At 43.3% G+C, this 14,940-nt stretch carries 16 protein-coding genes; 14 read left to right on the top strand and 2 right to left on the bottom strand.

Annotated features, from left to right (window positions below; genetic code table 11):
- Positions 1–310: 310 nt before the first annotated feature.
- The 5 genes from XZ46_RS21170 (at position 311) to XZ46_RS21150 (ending at position 6,801) form a co-directional block, all read left to right on the top strand.
- Positions 311–613 (top strand): hypothetical protein, encoded by a 303-nt coding sequence (locus tag XZ46_RS21170; RefSeq protein WP_006623809.1) that lies wholly within the window; start codon positions 311–313, stop codon positions 611–613.
- A 238-nt stretch (positions 614–851) separates the two neighbouring features.
- Positions 852–3,239 carry an ATP-binding cassette domain-containing protein gene (locus tag XZ46_RS21165; protein ID WP_008053691.1) on the top strand — a complete coding sequence of 796 codons (2,388 nt, stop codon included), beginning with the start codon at positions 852–854 and terminating at the stop codon, positions 3,237–3,239.
- Positions 3,240–3,389: 150 nt separating this feature from the next.
- Positions 3,390–4,574 carry an AAA family ATPase gene (locus tag XZ46_RS21160; protein WP_006623813.1) on the top strand — a complete coding sequence of 395 codons (1,185 nt, stop codon included), beginning with the start codon at positions 3,390–3,392 and terminating at the stop codon, positions 4,572–4,574.
- Positions 4,568–5,098: a DUF4276 family protein gene (locus XZ46_RS21155; protein ID WP_008053690.1), complete on the top strand. Its 531-nt coding sequence runs from the start codon at positions 4,568–4,570 to the stop codon at positions 5,096–5,098. Before XZ46_RS21160 ends, XZ46_RS21155 begins: the two co-directional genes overlap by 7 nt.
- A gap of 149 nt (positions 5,099–5,247) precedes the next feature.
- Positions 5,248–6,801 carry an FAD-dependent oxidoreductase gene (locus XZ46_RS21150; RefSeq protein WP_006623815.1) on the top strand — a complete coding sequence of 518 codons (1,554 nt, stop codon included), beginning with the start codon at positions 5,248–5,250 and terminating at the stop codon, positions 6,799–6,801.
- Positions 6,802–6,892: 91 nt separating this feature from the next.
- Here the strand turns inward: XZ46_RS21150 and psaK are convergent, their stop codons facing one another.
- Together psaK and XZ46_RS21140 are read right to left on the bottom strand one after the other, a co-directional pair.
- Positions 6,893–7,141 carry a photosystem I reaction center subunit PsaK gene (psaK, locus tag XZ46_RS21145; RefSeq protein WP_006623816.1) on the bottom strand — a complete coding sequence of 83 codons (249 nt, stop codon included), beginning with the start codon at positions 7,139–7,141 and terminating at the stop codon, positions 6,893–6,895.
- Between the two features lie 168 nt (positions 7,142–7,309).
- The gene (locus XZ46_RS21140; RefSeq protein ID WP_006623817.1) at positions 7,310–7,966 is read right to left on the bottom strand and encodes a class I SAM-dependent methyltransferase; all 657 of its coding nucleotides are present in this window, start codon (positions 7,964–7,966) and stop codon (positions 7,310–7,312) included.
- 103 nt (positions 7,967–8,069) lie between these two features.
- On the opposite strand from XZ46_RS21140, the gene hemH reads away from it, so the two are divergent.
- From hemH to XZ46_RS21095, 9 genes are all read left to right on the top strand, one after another.
- A complete protein-coding gene (hemH, locus tag XZ46_RS21135; RefSeq protein WP_006668453.1) occupies positions 8,070–9,233 on the top strand; it encodes a ferrochelatase in 1,164 nt (387 codons plus the stop codon).
- Between the two features lie 80 nt (positions 9,234–9,313).
- The gene (gene ureE, locus XZ46_RS21130; protein WP_008053680.1) at positions 9,314–9,754 is read left to right on the top strand and encodes an urease accessory protein UreE; all 441 of its coding nucleotides are present in this window, start codon (positions 9,314–9,316) and stop codon (positions 9,752–9,754) included.
- Positions 9,755–9,786: 32 nt separating this feature from the next.
- The gene (locus tag XZ46_RS21125; protein WP_008053679.1) at positions 9,787–10,470 is read left to right on the top strand and encodes an urease accessory protein UreF; all 684 of its coding nucleotides are present in this window, start codon (positions 9,787–9,789) and stop codon (positions 10,468–10,470) included.
- Between the two features lie 29 nt (positions 10,471–10,499).
- Positions 10,500–11,258 carry a TIGR04283 family arsenosugar biosynthesis glycosyltransferase gene (locus tag XZ46_RS21120; protein WP_008053678.1) on the top strand — a complete coding sequence of 253 codons (759 nt, stop codon included), beginning with the start codon at positions 10,500–10,502 and terminating at the stop codon, positions 11,256–11,258.
- A gap of 129 nt (positions 11,259–11,387) precedes the next feature.
- Positions 11,388–11,873, top strand: coding sequence for a photosystem I reaction center protein subunit XI (locus XZ46_RS21115; RefSeq protein WP_006623822.1), 486 nt, complete (start codon positions 11,388–11,390; stop codon positions 11,871–11,873).
- Positions 11,874–11,969: 96 nt separating this feature from the next.
- Positions 11,970–12,086, top strand: a complete 117-nt coding sequence (locus XZ46_RS30620; RefSeq protein ID WP_006618478.1) for a photosystem I reaction center subunit VIII — start codon at positions 11,970–11,972, stop codon at positions 12,084–12,086.
- Between the two features lie 164 nt (positions 12,087–12,250).
- A complete protein-coding gene (locus XZ46_RS21105; protein WP_008053677.1) occupies positions 12,251–13,567 on the top strand; it encodes a DUF8738 domain-containing protein in 1,317 nt (438 codons plus the stop codon).
- 99 nt (positions 13,568–13,666) lie between these two features.
- Complete coding sequence (locus XZ46_RS21100; RefSeq protein ID WP_006623824.1) at positions 13,667–13,930, top strand: hypothetical protein; 264 nt, start codon at positions 13,667–13,669, stop codon at positions 13,928–13,930.
- A 75-nt stretch (positions 13,931–14,005) separates the two neighbouring features.
- The gene (locus tag XZ46_RS21095) at positions 14,006–14,923 is read left to right on the top strand and encodes a tRNA (5-methylaminomethyl-2-thiouridine)(34)-methyltransferase MnmD (protein WP_008053675.1); all 918 of its coding nucleotides are present in this window, start codon (positions 14,006–14,008) and stop codon (positions 14,921–14,923) included.
- Positions 14,924–14,940 lie beyond the last annotated feature (17 nt).

Below are 14,940 nucleotides of genomic sequence, written 5' to 3'. Positions count from 1 at the left end.
ACCACTTACCGTGACCCCATAAGTGGCAAATGGATCGTGATCAAGTCTGAGGAAAAAAAAACTCAAGCACAAGCGGCTTGAAGTGGCCAGAAACCTCAGAGTTAAACAATGGTCATGACAGTTGAAAGGTCGCCAAACACCTAGGTTGACATCTCAGTTATTATGCCAGTCTTTCTGGTTTTGGGTGACTACTACAGATCTAAATTTGATGGTTTTGGGAACTGTCACAGTTCAAATACTGTCACATACACTATCCCAAAGTTAATCAGACACTGGGTATATTACAGTTATCGAGTTCACACAAAAAACGATGACATCTACCATTTTTTCCCCTACTACCTCCGATGTTGAATCCAATTCTTGGCTATATCTAATTGCCGATGAGGTTGATCACTTTACTGGAGATGATTGGCTGGCCTTGTGTCCAGATATTGACGAAGGCGAACTTTATCGCGACTGGTTTATCTGGTATGATGCCGATGTTAATGGCAGTTGGGAAGCCTACGACCACTTAACAGGTGAACAAATTATTTCTCCTGATTTGGAGTGGATTAAGTCCCAAATTGATGCTATTGAAAATCGCCGACAACTGTCATATATTCATATAGCATAAACTTCTCTATTGGTGAAGAAAATTTTGATAAAACCCTATCAATTCTTGGGGATATTACCCCAGATTACTAAAATTATCCAACTGATTCAACCCTCGGCTACTTCCTTCGGTCCCCCTAATTCAGGGGGATTTTTAATTGTCCCTAGTCCCTAGTCCCCTGTCCATAGTCCCTGGTCTGTTAACTCAACAGGTGCATATATTTGCTATGCTGACCTGATAGGATTTGGGAGGTGTAGGGATGACGGGTTTAAATGGGAAGTCCAACTTATCTAAGAAGTCCCCCTATTTAGAATTAAACAATCAGGGACAAATTATCACCTTTGAATTGACCCAAAATCAGCATATTTTGGGGCGCGATCGCAGCCGCGCTGATTTAGTAGTTCCCGAAACCTGGCTGGTGATTTCCTCCGGTCATCTAATGCTACGCCAAATCGGAGACACCTACCATATTTTTGACGGAGACGGACAGCAACCCAGCACTAATGGTCTGTTTGTCAACCATACTAGAATTACAGTTAAGGAAGGCTATCGACTACATAGTGGGGTGGAAATTACCATCGGTCAGAATCCCAAAAATCAGATTAGGTTGCGCTACTTTGACCCTAATAATCCCAGCACCTCCCCCTATTCAGCCATTCCGGCTATCTCTTTAAAAGAGCGATCGGTGATGTTAGGTAGAGACTCCACCGCGACAGTACAGTTAGATTCCCCTATTGTATCACGATGTCATGGGATTATTGAACCATTAGACACGGGTCATTATATTTTAAATGATTATAGTGCTAACGGCATATTTGTTAATGGTAAAAGAATCGAGAAAGCTACGCGATTGCTAGATGGCGATACCATCAGAATCGGTCCGTTTACCCTGATGCGTCAGGGGGATAATTTAGAAATCATGGATTTAGGCGATCGCATTAGATTAGATGCTCAAAGATTGCTGCGATTAGTTCGCGATCGACGAGGGAAATCGAAGGTATTATTAAGTGATTTAACCTTCGCCATTGAACCCGGACAATTTGTAGCATTAGTGGGGGGGAGTGGTGCAGGAAAATCTACCCTAATGCGAACGTTATTGGGTCTGAGTCCGACTACTAAGGGTTCCGTTTATTTGAATGGTGACGAATTACAACAAAACTTTAATCTCTATCGTCATCAAATAGGTTATGTTCCCCAGGATGATATTATTCATCGCCACTTAACGGTAGGAGAAGTTCTCACCTATGCGGCTAAATTACGCTTACCCCCAGACGCAGATATTGAAGCCACAGTTACTAAAACTCTCTATGAAATAGAAATGCTCGATCGCCGTGATGTCATGGTGTCGCAACTTAGCGGCGGACAACGAAAACGGGTTAGTATCGGGGTGGAATTGTTAGCGGATCCTAAGTTATTTTTTCTTGATGAACCGACATCAGGACTTGATCCGGGGTTGGATAAAAAGATGATGGAATTGTTGCGTCGTTTGGCTAACCAAGGACGGACAGTGATTTTAGTTACCCACGCCACCGCCAATATGATGATGTGCGATCGAGTCGTGTTTTTAGGAAGGGGAGGAAGGTTATGTTATTTTGGACCCCCAGGGGAAGCCTTCGAGTTTTTTGATTTAGATACGGGAGATTTTGCCGATATTTATAATTTGTTGGAAGAGGGAGAAGCGATCGCTCAAGATTGGTCTTTACGGTTTCGCAAATCTCCCCAATTTCAGAATTATGTAGTTAATCATCTAACTGGGGGAGAAACACCCGAAAAACAGCGGCAACCTGCCACGCAAAAACTCGCCAATATTCCCCAACAATTATCAATTTTAACTCAACGCTATTGGCGGCTTATTAAGCGAGATCCGTTTAATTTATTACTGAATTTGCTAACCGCGCCTGTGGGAATTTTATTGATTAGGTTAGCTATAGGCGATCGAGACCCCTTTCTGGGAGATGCTGACATCAGTTTAGCATCTTTAGCGCGACAAGTGTTATTTGTTTTTACCTGTGCCGCTATCTGGGTGGGTTTATCTAGTTCTCTGCAAGAATTAGTGAAAGAAACCGCTATTTATACCCGCGAAAGGTTAGTAAATTTACGGATTGTTTCTTATTTAGGATCCAAATTCATTGTCTTATCAGGATTAGCCCTTTTACAAACCCTGTTCATGGTAGGGATAATTGCCATCTGCTTTCAATCTCCATCAACCCCTTTATTCCCATGGATTTTAGGGGTAAGTATTACCACCTTTTTGACCCTCATATCAGCCATGGGTTTAGGTGTGTTAGTATCCGCTTATGTGCAAAATAGCGCCCAGGCTAATAGTGCATTACCCCTGCTATTATTACCACAAATTATTTTTTCTGGGGTATTATTTCAAATGTCAGGAATTAGCCGAGTAGTTTCTTGGTTAATGGTCAGTCGCTGGTCTATGGGTGCTTATGGTTCCCTGGTCGATATAAATTCCCTAATTCCCCCACCCGTAACCCTCCCTGATGGCACAATTATTCCCCAACCCTTTGAGTTATCATCAGTTTATGAACCCACCTGGGAAAATTTATTATTAAATTGGGGTATATTGGGGTTACATTTATTGATTTATTGGGGATTAACTGCGATTATTCAGAAGCAAAAAGACATCATTTAGACTACTTACTATTTTACCATATACCCCGGCTAGGCTGCCAATCTTGGAGGATGGCTATAGTATGGCTACAGTAATCTCTCTGTCAAAATTGACCTAATTCTGGGATTTGTGTTATATTAGATCAAACCTATTTACCTATTTAAAAATTTAATGGTGTCCCAGTTTATTCATAGTCTAAAGTTGCGAAACTTGCTCTCCTACGGGAGTGATACAGAACCGCTTAAATTAGAGCCTTTAAATGTATTAATCGGTCGTAACGCTTCCGGTAAATCTAATTTAATCGAAGCCTTGGGGATTTTAAAAGCCACTCCTACAGATTTAACTACTCCCATTCGTCAAGGAGGAGGAATTAGTGATTTCCTGTGGAAAGGAACCCAAAAAATTCCTATAGCCGAAATTGACGCAACTATTGCACCCCTAGAAGGTTCAATGAATCTGCGCTACAGAATCAGTTTTACCGAAACTGGTCAGAGGTTAGAAATCATTGATGAAGCAATCGAAAATGAACAGCCTTATCCAGGAGAAAATGAACCATATTTTTTTTATCGTTATCAAGGGGGTCGTCCAGTTATCAATGAGGCTACCGAAGTTGATGGATACAAAAAAAGAGCCTTACGTCGAGAAACTCTGAGTCCCGAACAATCAGTTTTATCCCAAAGAAAAGATCCAGATATGTATCCTCAGTTAAGTTATCTGGCTGCTCAATTTGCACAGATTAATCTATATCGTAACTGGCAAATTGGCAGATATTCTGAACCCAGATTGGCTCAACAAACTGATTTACCTTCCCACCCAATATTAGAAGACATTAGTAACCTGGGATTGGTGTTAAATAACTTACAATATCAATTGGGAAGTCGGGAAATTATCGAGAATTTACAAAAATTTTACGAAGAAGCCGAGGAACTGATCATCAAAATTTATGGTGGTACAGTCCAGATATTTATTCGCGAAAAAGATTTAATTCAGCCGATCCCAGCTACTCGTCTTTCTGATGGTACACTGCGTTATTTATTTTTAATGGCTTTACTACTTGATCCGACACCAGGACCGATTTTATGTATAGAAGAACCCGAAATAGGTTTACATCCTGATATACTCCCAATGATTGCTGAAATGCTAATATCCGCCTCAGAAAGAACTCAACTGATTGTTACAACCCATTCTGATGCTTTAATATCAGCACTTCCGCCGGAGTCAGTATTAGTATGCGATCGCCATGAAAGTGGAAGTTTTATTCGTCGATTGGAAGCCGATAAACTCAAAAAATGGCTGGAAAACTACACTCTGGGAGACTTATGGAGAATGGGTGAAATTGGGGGAAATCGATGGTAAAGGAAATTCGCATTTATATTGAAGGTGGGGGAGATAGTAAAAATACTAAAGCTCGACTTAGAAGTAGTTTTAATCAGTGCTTTAGAGACTTGGTAAAAAAGGTTCGTGTTCGCCGGCTCAAATGGAATATAATTATCTGTGGCTCGCGGAATAATGCCTATGAATGTTTTACCAAGGCTTTAGTAGATCATCCGAATTGTTGCAATATTTTATTAGTTGACTCAGAAGCACCTGTCACCAATAACAACCCATGGCAACATTTAAGAAATCGAGATCACTGGAATGATGCCCAAGTTAGCGATCGCTACTGTCATCTTATGGTACAAGCAATGGAGGCTTGGTTTATTGCTGATATTGATGCCTTAATTAAGTTCTACGGAAACGGATTTAGAAAAAACTTAATCCCTGAAAATTCTAATGTGGAAATCATAGCCAAGGACAGATTACCAACTATTCTCAATGAAGCAACTCGTCATACCCAAAAAGGCAAATATCAGAAAATTGCTCATGGTTGCCAGCTTTGAGAAATCATAGACATTAACAAAGTTCGTGCTGCTTCTAGTTATGGCGATCGCTTTTTCAGAACTATGGAAGAAATTATCGCAGAATAGAGTTAGAATATGAATAATTATTCCCAGTGTATTATCAAACTTGAAGATAACTTGTAAACGCCATGTCTCTGACTCAACAAATTCTGTCGCAAATTCCGGGAAACCCTCTCACCGGACTACAAAACGCCGATCGCCTTTGGGAAGCTATCAAAAACCATAGCCTACCCATACCAGAAACCGTCACAGAAACCGATCAACCCCTTAACCAAATTGATTATGATGTCATAGTTTGTGGGGGAACATTAGGAATTATTATCGGTGCGACCTTAGCCAAAAAAGGATGGCGCGTCGCCGTCTGTGAACGCGGACAATTGAGGGGACGAGAACAAGAATGGAATATTTCCCGCCATGAACTTCAGGTATTTGAGCAATTAAATTTACTCTCTCCAGAAGAATTAGAAAAAGCGATCGCCACTGAATATAACCCCGCTAGAATTAGCTTTCCTGACATTCCCGATATCTGGGTTAGAGATGTTCTTAATATTGGTGTTGACCCAGTTTATTTGCTAGAAACCATCAAAACCCGGTTTTTAGAAGCTGGCGGTCAACTCTTAGAAAATACCCCCTACCAAGCCGCCACCATTCACCCCAATGGAGTTACCGTAGAAACCGGAGTCAATCAAACTTTAACCAGCCGACTATTACTAGATGCAATGGGTCACTTTTCCCCCATTATCAAACAAGCCAGACAGGGAAAAACTCCTGATGCTGTTTGTTTAGTGGTCGGGACTTGCGCCACCGGATATCCTAGCAATGAAACCGGAGATATATTCGCTTCTTTTACTCCTGTGCAAAATCAATGTCAGTATTTTTGGGAGGCTTTCCCAGCCCGAGACGGACGCACTACCTATATGTTTAGTTATCTTGATGCACACCCAGCTAGACCCAGTTTAACAGACTTTTTTGAGGATTATTTAACCCTACTTCCTCAATATCAAAATGTGGAATTATCCCAGTTAAATTTTAAACGAGCCTTATTTGGTTTTTTCCCCTGTTATCGCCAGAGTCCCCTAGCAACTCCCTGGAATTCTATTATCCCCATTGGTGATAGTAGCGGTAGCCAGTCCCCTTTAAGTTTTGGTGGTTTTGGCGCAATGGTACGCCATCTGAATCGCTTAACTAACGGTATTGATGAAGCATTGAAAGCTAATATTTTGGATAGTAAATCTCTGGCTTTGTTACAACCATATCAACCCAGTTTGTCGGTGACTTGGTTATTTCAAAAATCTATGAGTGTCCCGATGGATAAAACCATTAATAGTCATAGTATTAATCAACTTCTCGCCGCCGTATTTCAGGATATGGAGCGTTTGGGGGAACCAGTGCTTAAACCTTTTTTACAAGATGTTATTCAATTTCCCGCCTTAGCTAAAACTTTATTTACTACCGGAATTCTACACCCTGCTATTGTCTTAAAAGTGATTCCCCAGGTGGGGTTAGGAAATTTAGTTGATTGGACTATTCACTATTTGAATTTAGCCAGCTATAGTCTACTGTACCCTCTCGGAAAGTCTCTGAACCCTCTCACTCAAAAATTATCTGCTCAACAACAGTATTATATTCATCGCTGGGTTGATGCTTGGTGCTATGGTTCTGGGGGAGATTATCATAATTAATCTCCCATAAATAAAACCTCCTTTCCTGGTCTAATTTAGACTGAGGAAAGAAGGTATAAAAACCCTTGACAATCAGTGCCAAATCTAACTTTTAAAGTCCACCGACGTTAGCCAGTCCCAGAATTACACCAGCACCCAGGATATGACCTAAGCAAGCACTTCCAACTACAGCACCAGCACTCATACCAGCAATGGGGGTGGGTGCGCCTACGTTTTGTTGTTTAATGGTGAATTTACCAATAGCGATCGCCAAAACATTACAAACAATCATCACAATGGCAACATTGGGACTCCAGGGTAAAGTGCTAGGAGCCGCTGCAATTAAAGTTGAGTAAATCAATGGACTTCTCCTAATCTAAGGTTTAAACTTCAGCAGAATTGACAAATTTTACTATCTTTAAGTCCAAGTTTTTATCACAAAATTTTCGCAACTGCCTCAAAATGTAGCAATCCTTAATATTTCCACATATTTGTTAAAACTTGCTCCAAAAACTTAAACTTCTGTCAGTCAACTAGGCTTTTGGGCCTGAATAACTTGTAAACTCCCCCCAGCATAGAGACGAAAAGCAGTCCGGTCCGCCATGGGTGAGGAAAGATCCACTTGAAACCCCATAGAAGTCAGTAAGCCTTTTAAGTCGGTATCAATTAACTCCCAAGCGGTTTCCGTTTCAAACAACCATAGAAACATCGCCACACCCGGCCAAAATATGGGATTAGTCGGTTTATGGAAATCCACCAGAGTAAATATACCCCCTGGCTTGAGTACCCGGTAAACCTCCCTTAAAATTTGTTGTAACTGGTCGGGGGCCATCTCATGGAGGGCGGCGCTAGTATGGACTAAATCAAAACTACAGTCCTCAAAAGGCATATTTTCGGCAAAGGCTTCCACATACTCAGCAGTGGGGACATTAGCCCTGGCCCTAGAAAGCGATCGCCTTGATGCGTCCAAACCCGTGACTTGTTGCGAGTATTGTGCGATAATCTGGGTAGCCTGTCCGCTGCCACAACACAAATCTAACACCCGCGTTTCTGGGGTGATAGACAAACCCTCTAGGGCGAGGCGGCGAAACCGACTTTCACCACCTACAGCCAAAGCAGCCACGGCGGAAATCCCATCATACAGCCACTGATAGCGATAGCTTAACGGTCTCAGAAATGTTGCCATCAATCAAAAATCCTTAACTTCTGCTATAGACTTTGATCCTATTGATATATTATTTTGTTAAAATGGGTAACAATAATTAGAGTCTGGGAACCTGTTAAGCGCCATGGGAAGAGTTGGAGTCTTACTATTGAATCTAGGCGGACCTGAACAATTAGAGGATGTCCGCCCCTTTCTGTACAATCTATTTTCCGATCCAGAAATTATCCGGCTGCCATTTACTTGGCTGCAAAAACCTCTAGCCTGGATGATTGCCACCATGCGCCACACAAAATCCCAGGAAAATTATAAAGAAATTGGGGGTGGGTCTCCACTGCGAAGGATTACCGAAGAACAGGCGGTCGCCCTGGAAGAAAAACTTGGGGAAAAAGGTAATAATGCTCAGGTATATGTGGGAATGCGCTACTGGCATCCCTTTACCGAGGAAGCATTGGCTAAAATTAAGCGCGATCGCATTGACGAATTAGTGATTCTCCCCCTATATCCGCAATTTTCCATTAGCACCAGTGGTTCTAGTTTTAGGCTGCTTGAGAGGATTTGGGAAGATGACCCGGAACTACAAAAAATTGATTATACCGTGGTTCCCTCCTGGTATCAGCGATCGGGATATTTACAAGCTATGGCGCAACTAATCGCCCAGGAACTTGATCACTGTCCTAACCCTGATCAAGTCCATATTTTCTTCAGCGCCCACGGAGTCCCCCTTAAATATGTTGAGGAAGCCGGAGACCCCTATCAGGCTGAGATTGAAAGGTGTACTGAGTTGATTATGAAAACTCTTAACCGCCCTAACCCCCACACCCTGGCCTATCAAAGCCGCGTTGGTCCGGTGGAATGGCTAAAACCTTACACCGAAGAGGCTATCCCTGAATTAGCACAGCAAGGGGTCGAGGATTTATTGGTTGTACCGATTAGTTTTGTATCCGAACATATCGAAACTCTCCAAGAAATTGATATGGAGTATCGGGAATTAGCCGAAGAGTCCGGGATTAAGAATTTTTACCGGGTTCCGGCTTTGAACACTCATCCGGTTTTTATTAATGATTTGGCTGATATGGTGGTTGAGGCTTTAGAAAGTCCTAGTGTTCATTTCTCGGAAGTGGTGCGCCCCAGCAAACGGGTCAAAATGTATCCCCAGGAACGTTGGGAATGGGGTATGACTACAGCAGCGGAAGTCTGGAATGGTCGCTTGGCTATGATTGGAATTGTCGCTGTGATTGTCGAATTGATTACTGGTCAGGGACCTTTGCACTTTATCGGTTTGCTTTAGCAAAGTTGGGAAGGCTTATCCCCCTGATTCAAAAGGCGGATAAGCGTCCCCTAGTCCGAAATTACTTGGTGGTGACCATCATGTTGGTTTTTACTCAAAAATTAGCACCGGATCTCGATCGCATACCGGACTGGACGATCGCCCTAACAGCGGAACAACGCACTAAGACTAGACAACATATTGATATCCCCGGCGGCGATCGCATGACTTTATGTTTGGATCGTGGTGTGAATATCTCCGAGGGCGATCGCCTAATTTCCGAAACCGGGGATAAAGTTGTAGCTATTGTCGCTCAACCAGAACCCGTCATCACAGTTACAGCCCAGACTAATTTAGATCTCATTCGCGCCGCCTATCATTTGGGCAATCGTCATGTTCCCCTAGAAATTACCAGCCAGTATTTGCGCCTGGAACCTGATGGAGTTTTAGCAGATTTACTGATTAAGTTAGGATGCCATGTCACCCAGGAAATCGCCCCATTTTACCCCGACAGGGGAGCCTACCATGGGCATGATCATTAATTGGATAAGAGAAGGGAGGGAAGAGACAGGCTTTGATTTTACCATTATTACAACTATCTAGTCCGGCGTTGCCTTTAGGTGCTTATAGCTATTCTGATGGATTAGAAACTCTGGTCGAAACTGGATCTATCGCCAACGCCGAAGACCTGAATCACTGGTTAATTCAAGACCTCAATTATGGCGCGATTCGTCTGGAAGCCGCCCTAATGATGAGAGCTTTTCAGAGTTTTATCAATCAAGATTTAGCCAGTATATGTCATTGGAATAGTTGGTTAAGTGCCAGTAAAGAAACATCAGAATTGCGTCTGCAAAGCTGGCAGATGGGTAACTCTCTTTTGGCACTAATGGGGGAAATCTACCAGGCAAATAATGGCGATCATGATTATTTTCAATACATAAAATCAGCCATTGATCAGCCTTGTAATTATGCGATCGCCTTTGGAATTACCGCCGCCCATAGCCAGATAGACCCCCAAACAGCCCTACTGGGATATCTGCATAGTTGGGCTACCCATATCATCGGTGCCGGAGTCAAACTCATTCCATTAGGTCAAACCATCGGACAAAAACTGCTCTGGCAACTTTCCCCAACTCTCACCGAAATTAGCCAGCAAATACTGATGTTAAACGATGATGATTTAGTTAGCTGTAGTTGGGGATTAGGATTAGCAAGCATGGCTCACGAAATCCAGTATACCCGTCTGTTTCGCAGTTGATATATAATGCTACCAGTAATTGGAAACAGATGACCATTTTCAAGCCAGGAACCCCTAGATTGACCCAACCCCATAGCGATCGCCATATTGCCAACATTCCCCAAATATCAATTATTATCCCCGTCCTCAATGAAGCGCAAACCCTCCCCCATACCCTCAAGCAATTGCAGGGTATCAAAGGCATTGAAGTAATTGTAGTTGATGGTGGCAGTCAAGATGAAACCGTTACCATCGCCCAATCTTTCAGCGTCCAAGTCATCACCACAGCAGCCGGGAAAGCCCGACAAATGAACGCAGGAGCCGCGATAGCCACCGGAGATACTATCCTCTTCTTGCACGGTGACACCCAGCTTCCCGACGCTTTTAACCATTGGATAGAGCAAATTCTCCGTCAACCTGAGATTATCGCGGGAGCCTTTGAACTGGAAATCGCCGCCCCCATGTTACCACTGCGTTGGGTGGAATTCGGGGTAAAAATGCGATCGCATTATTGTCAACTCCCCTACGGCGACCAAGCCTTATTTATGAAAACCCAAACCTTTAGGGATATTGGCGGTTTTCCCGATTTACCAATTATGGAAGACTTTGCACTGGTGCGGCAACTACAGAAACGGGGCAAAATTGCGATCGCCCCAGTCCCAGTCATCACCTCAGCCAGGCGCTGGGAGCAAATTGGCATCCTCCAAACCACCCTAATTAACCAAATCGTCATTATCGGTTACCTTCTCCGTATTCCCAGCCCCACCCTCTCCCAGTGGTATCGGGCCAGAAAACGTAAAAATTTATGAACTTTTAGGATTATATGTGAACTTTTTTAACGCTAACTCCCATTTTTGTCGATAGTTTGCACAGGGCTGCTTAAAATATGAGCTTAACACCTGAACTCAAGATTTTAAGCGAACAGGAGAAAAATCAGTATGCCTCAAGCAACGGATCAAGGGTTGATTCAAGCCTACAACGGCGATCCCTTTGTAGGTCATCTATCCACCCCCATTAGTGATTCCGCCTTCACCCGCACCTTTATCGGCAACCTTCCCGCCTACCGTCCCGGTCTGTCTCCTCTTCTGCGAGGCTTAGAAATCGGTATGGCTCACGGTTACTTTATCGGTGGTCCCTGGGTTAAATTTGGAACCCAACGCGGCACTGAGTTCGCCAACCTCAATGGCCTGATTTGTGGCTTGGCTATGTTACTGATTGCCACAGCCTGTTTAGCCGCTTACGGTTTGGTAACTTTCCAAGGGGATAAATCCGAAGAAGGTGATTCCCTGCAAAGCGCCGCCGGTTGGAGCCAATTCGCTGGTGGATTTTTCATCGGCGGTATGGGAAGTGCATTTTTGGCATTTTTCTTGTTAGAAAACTTTGCTGTTGTTGACGCAATCTTTAGAGGTTTTGTCAATAATTAATCAGCACGATTCTGACTGAATTTTCACACAAATATCAGTCTGTCGGTTTTTTTGTAAAAAATTAACCTGAACTTTTGAAATTAGGAGACCTATAGCATGACTGGTGATTACGCTGCTTCCTTCCTGCCTTGGATTTTGATTCCTGTTGTTTGCTGGTTGATGCCTGCAGTTTTGATGGGTTTGCTGTTCATCCATATTGAAAGCGACGCCTAATATCAACCCTATTACCTAAACCGCTTAATCCTCCGCCTTTTGGTGGGGGATTTTTGGTGACTGATAGCCGGAATACTTAACTATATAATTATCAGAACTTTGACGATTTCAGGAAGTCCATGATAGCCTGACGGCGACAACTGTTGAATTATCCAAGAATTATCATGACTCCATCAGAATTAGGACTGGAAGCCTTGATGTCATCACAGCCAGGTCTGAATATCAGTCTGGAAGGCTTAAATAATACCATCCAATTTGGCACTGTAGCTAATGATACAATTGATGGCAGTGTTGGCGGTGGCAATAATCAGATCTACGGATTAGACGGAAATGATGTCTTATTAGCAGGCAATAATGATATTCTGTATGGTGGGTTAGGTTCTGATATCCTAGACGCATCAACTGGCAGCAATAACCAATTATTTGGCGGTCAAGGAGACGATGTATTAATTGGTGGCATTCGTAGCCAACTATTTGGAGACTTGGGGGATGATCAATTATTTGCTGGAATTGATGGCGACACTCTTACAGGTGGCCCAGGTTCTGACCAGTTTTGGATTTTAAATAACGGCAATTTCCCCATTAATCCCAGTGTAATTACTGATTTTGAACCCGGAGTTGATGTCATTGGTTTAGATGATCCTACTCTCAGTTTTGAACGGCTGACACTCACTGAAGTTAACCCTGATATAGTCATTAGTTTAGATGGCGTACCCCTGACCATAGTATTAGGAAAAACAGCGGCTGAGTTAACAGCAGATAACTTTGTATTTGCTTCGTCCCCTCTCAGCGAGGACTTGATTACCTATCCCTTATTCTGGCAAGGAATTTTCGGCTATACCGCCATCGGAGAATTTAGTTATGATAGGCGTTTTGAGGGAACCATAGTTACCCGTGATCAACTCAGTGACCTACAAATAACCTTCTTTGACCCTGATGGGAACCCCATACAAAGTTTTGACTACGATTTTCCGCTTCCTCCCACCAGTGAATTGAATTTCAACTTTGACACTACCACCACTACCATTTTGCAAACTGGCAACTTTAACGAACCTGATGGATTGGATTTGGGGGTAGAATTTAACCTGGAAACAGGTATAGACTTCATCACCTTTTTACAACCGCCAGACTTTCCCGAAGCAGTTATCTTTTTAGAAGAAGTAGTGGTTCCCGGTTCTGATGCTGATTTGATTGGACTTGATGAGGGAGGTATGTTAACTGTTATTGGTCTCGAAGTTGTCCAAGGTGTTTTGGCGGCAGCATCCCAACAGTTCGTGTTACCAGATTCTGAATTGAGAATCATGGAGGCTCAACCAGTATTATGGCCTGATGGTTGTTTGGGATTACCGGAAGATGGTGCTTTTTGTACTTTAGCGATTGTCCCTGGGTGGGAGGTGAAAGTAACGGACGGCGCAAATGAATTGGTTTATCGTACCAATGAATCAGGTTCGTTGGTCAAATTGGATATGTCGGCTAGTTGAATTTAACTCGATCCTAACTTCTGCTATTTTGGCTTGATCCTGAATGGCTGTCCTGGTGGCTGCAATAGACTAACAGTTGACCACCAGGGAGAAGTTACCATGAGAGGTTCAAACCGTGATAGAATTCGCTACGATCGCACCGAAATCGAAGGAAAAAATATCCATATTCACGTGGATCTTAACTCTGACCCTCGTTATCGATACGACTACGATTATGAGTCTCAAGGGTTGGGATCGGTTGGGTTTTTGTTTTTGTTACTGACAGCGTTAGTTATTTTTGTCGGTAGTTATGGCGGTCCAGATACTTACGCCGTCCCCGATTTTGACCTATCGCCAATTTTGCGTCAGTCTACTTCTAAATAGTGGGAAAAGTTGCACTAATCTGATTACAGGCTTCCCCGCCTGTAAATTTGCTATAAATCTCCCCAGATTCAAGATATGATTACCAGAGATACCCAACGGTTAAACATGATGTCGGCACCGCAGGATTTACCCCTACAGCCTACCGAGGATGGTTCTTTTACATTTTTTTCCCCAGAATTTGGGGAGGCTTTCCATAGTCGTTTTGGCGCGAAGGGAGAGGCAAAAAGTAAATTTGTCGAACCCCTGAATTTAGCGGCTAAAGCTACAGCACCCAGTCTGAAAATCTTGGATATTTGCTATGGTTTGGGATATAATACGGCAGCGGCTTTAGCTGCTATTTGGGAAGTTAACCCTCATTGTCAAGTTGAAATCATCGGATTAGAATTAGATCAGGGAGTCCCCCAAAGGGCGATCGCCCAAGGTTTATTAAATGATTATCCGCTTCCTATTCCCGAATATCTCAAGACTCTGGGGACTCAATTACAGGTAACATCCCATAACCTCCAAGCCACACTGCTAATTGGTGATGCTAGACAGATGTTAAAACAGGTCTATGATTCCGGTTTTCAGGCTGATGCTATTTGTCTTGACCCCTTTTCTCCCCCCACCTGTCCGGGACTGTGGACGGTGGAATTTTTGGCTATGGTGGCTCAATGTCTAAAACCTGACGGACGTTTAGCCACTTATTCCTGTGCGGCGGCGGTGCGAACTGCTTTAATGATGGCAGGATTAGCGATCGCTTCTAGTACCCCCTTTGGTCGCCGCGCCCCAGGAACGATCGCCAGTTGGGACGGGGTAGGTTTACCACCTCTAAGCGAAAAGGAACTGGAACAGCTTAACACCCGCGCGGCTATCCCCTATCGTGACCCGAATTTGGGCGATCGCCACCAGTCAATTATAGACCGCCGCCAAACGGAACAAGCCACCTCACCCCTAGAACCTAGTAGCCACTGGAAAAAACGCTGGATTTCAGCTACTATAGACAACCAGTAATTTTGAGTCCGGGGCAA

Source organism: Limnospira indica PCC 8005 (genome assembly GCF_000973065.1).
Classification (GTDB): Bacteria; Cyanobacteriota; Cyanobacteriia; order Cyanobacteriales; family Microcoleaceae; genus Limnospira; species Limnospira fusiformis.
The sequence above is the reverse complement of the archived record's forward strand: the minus strand, read 5'-3'. Positions and strand labels throughout refer to the sequence as shown.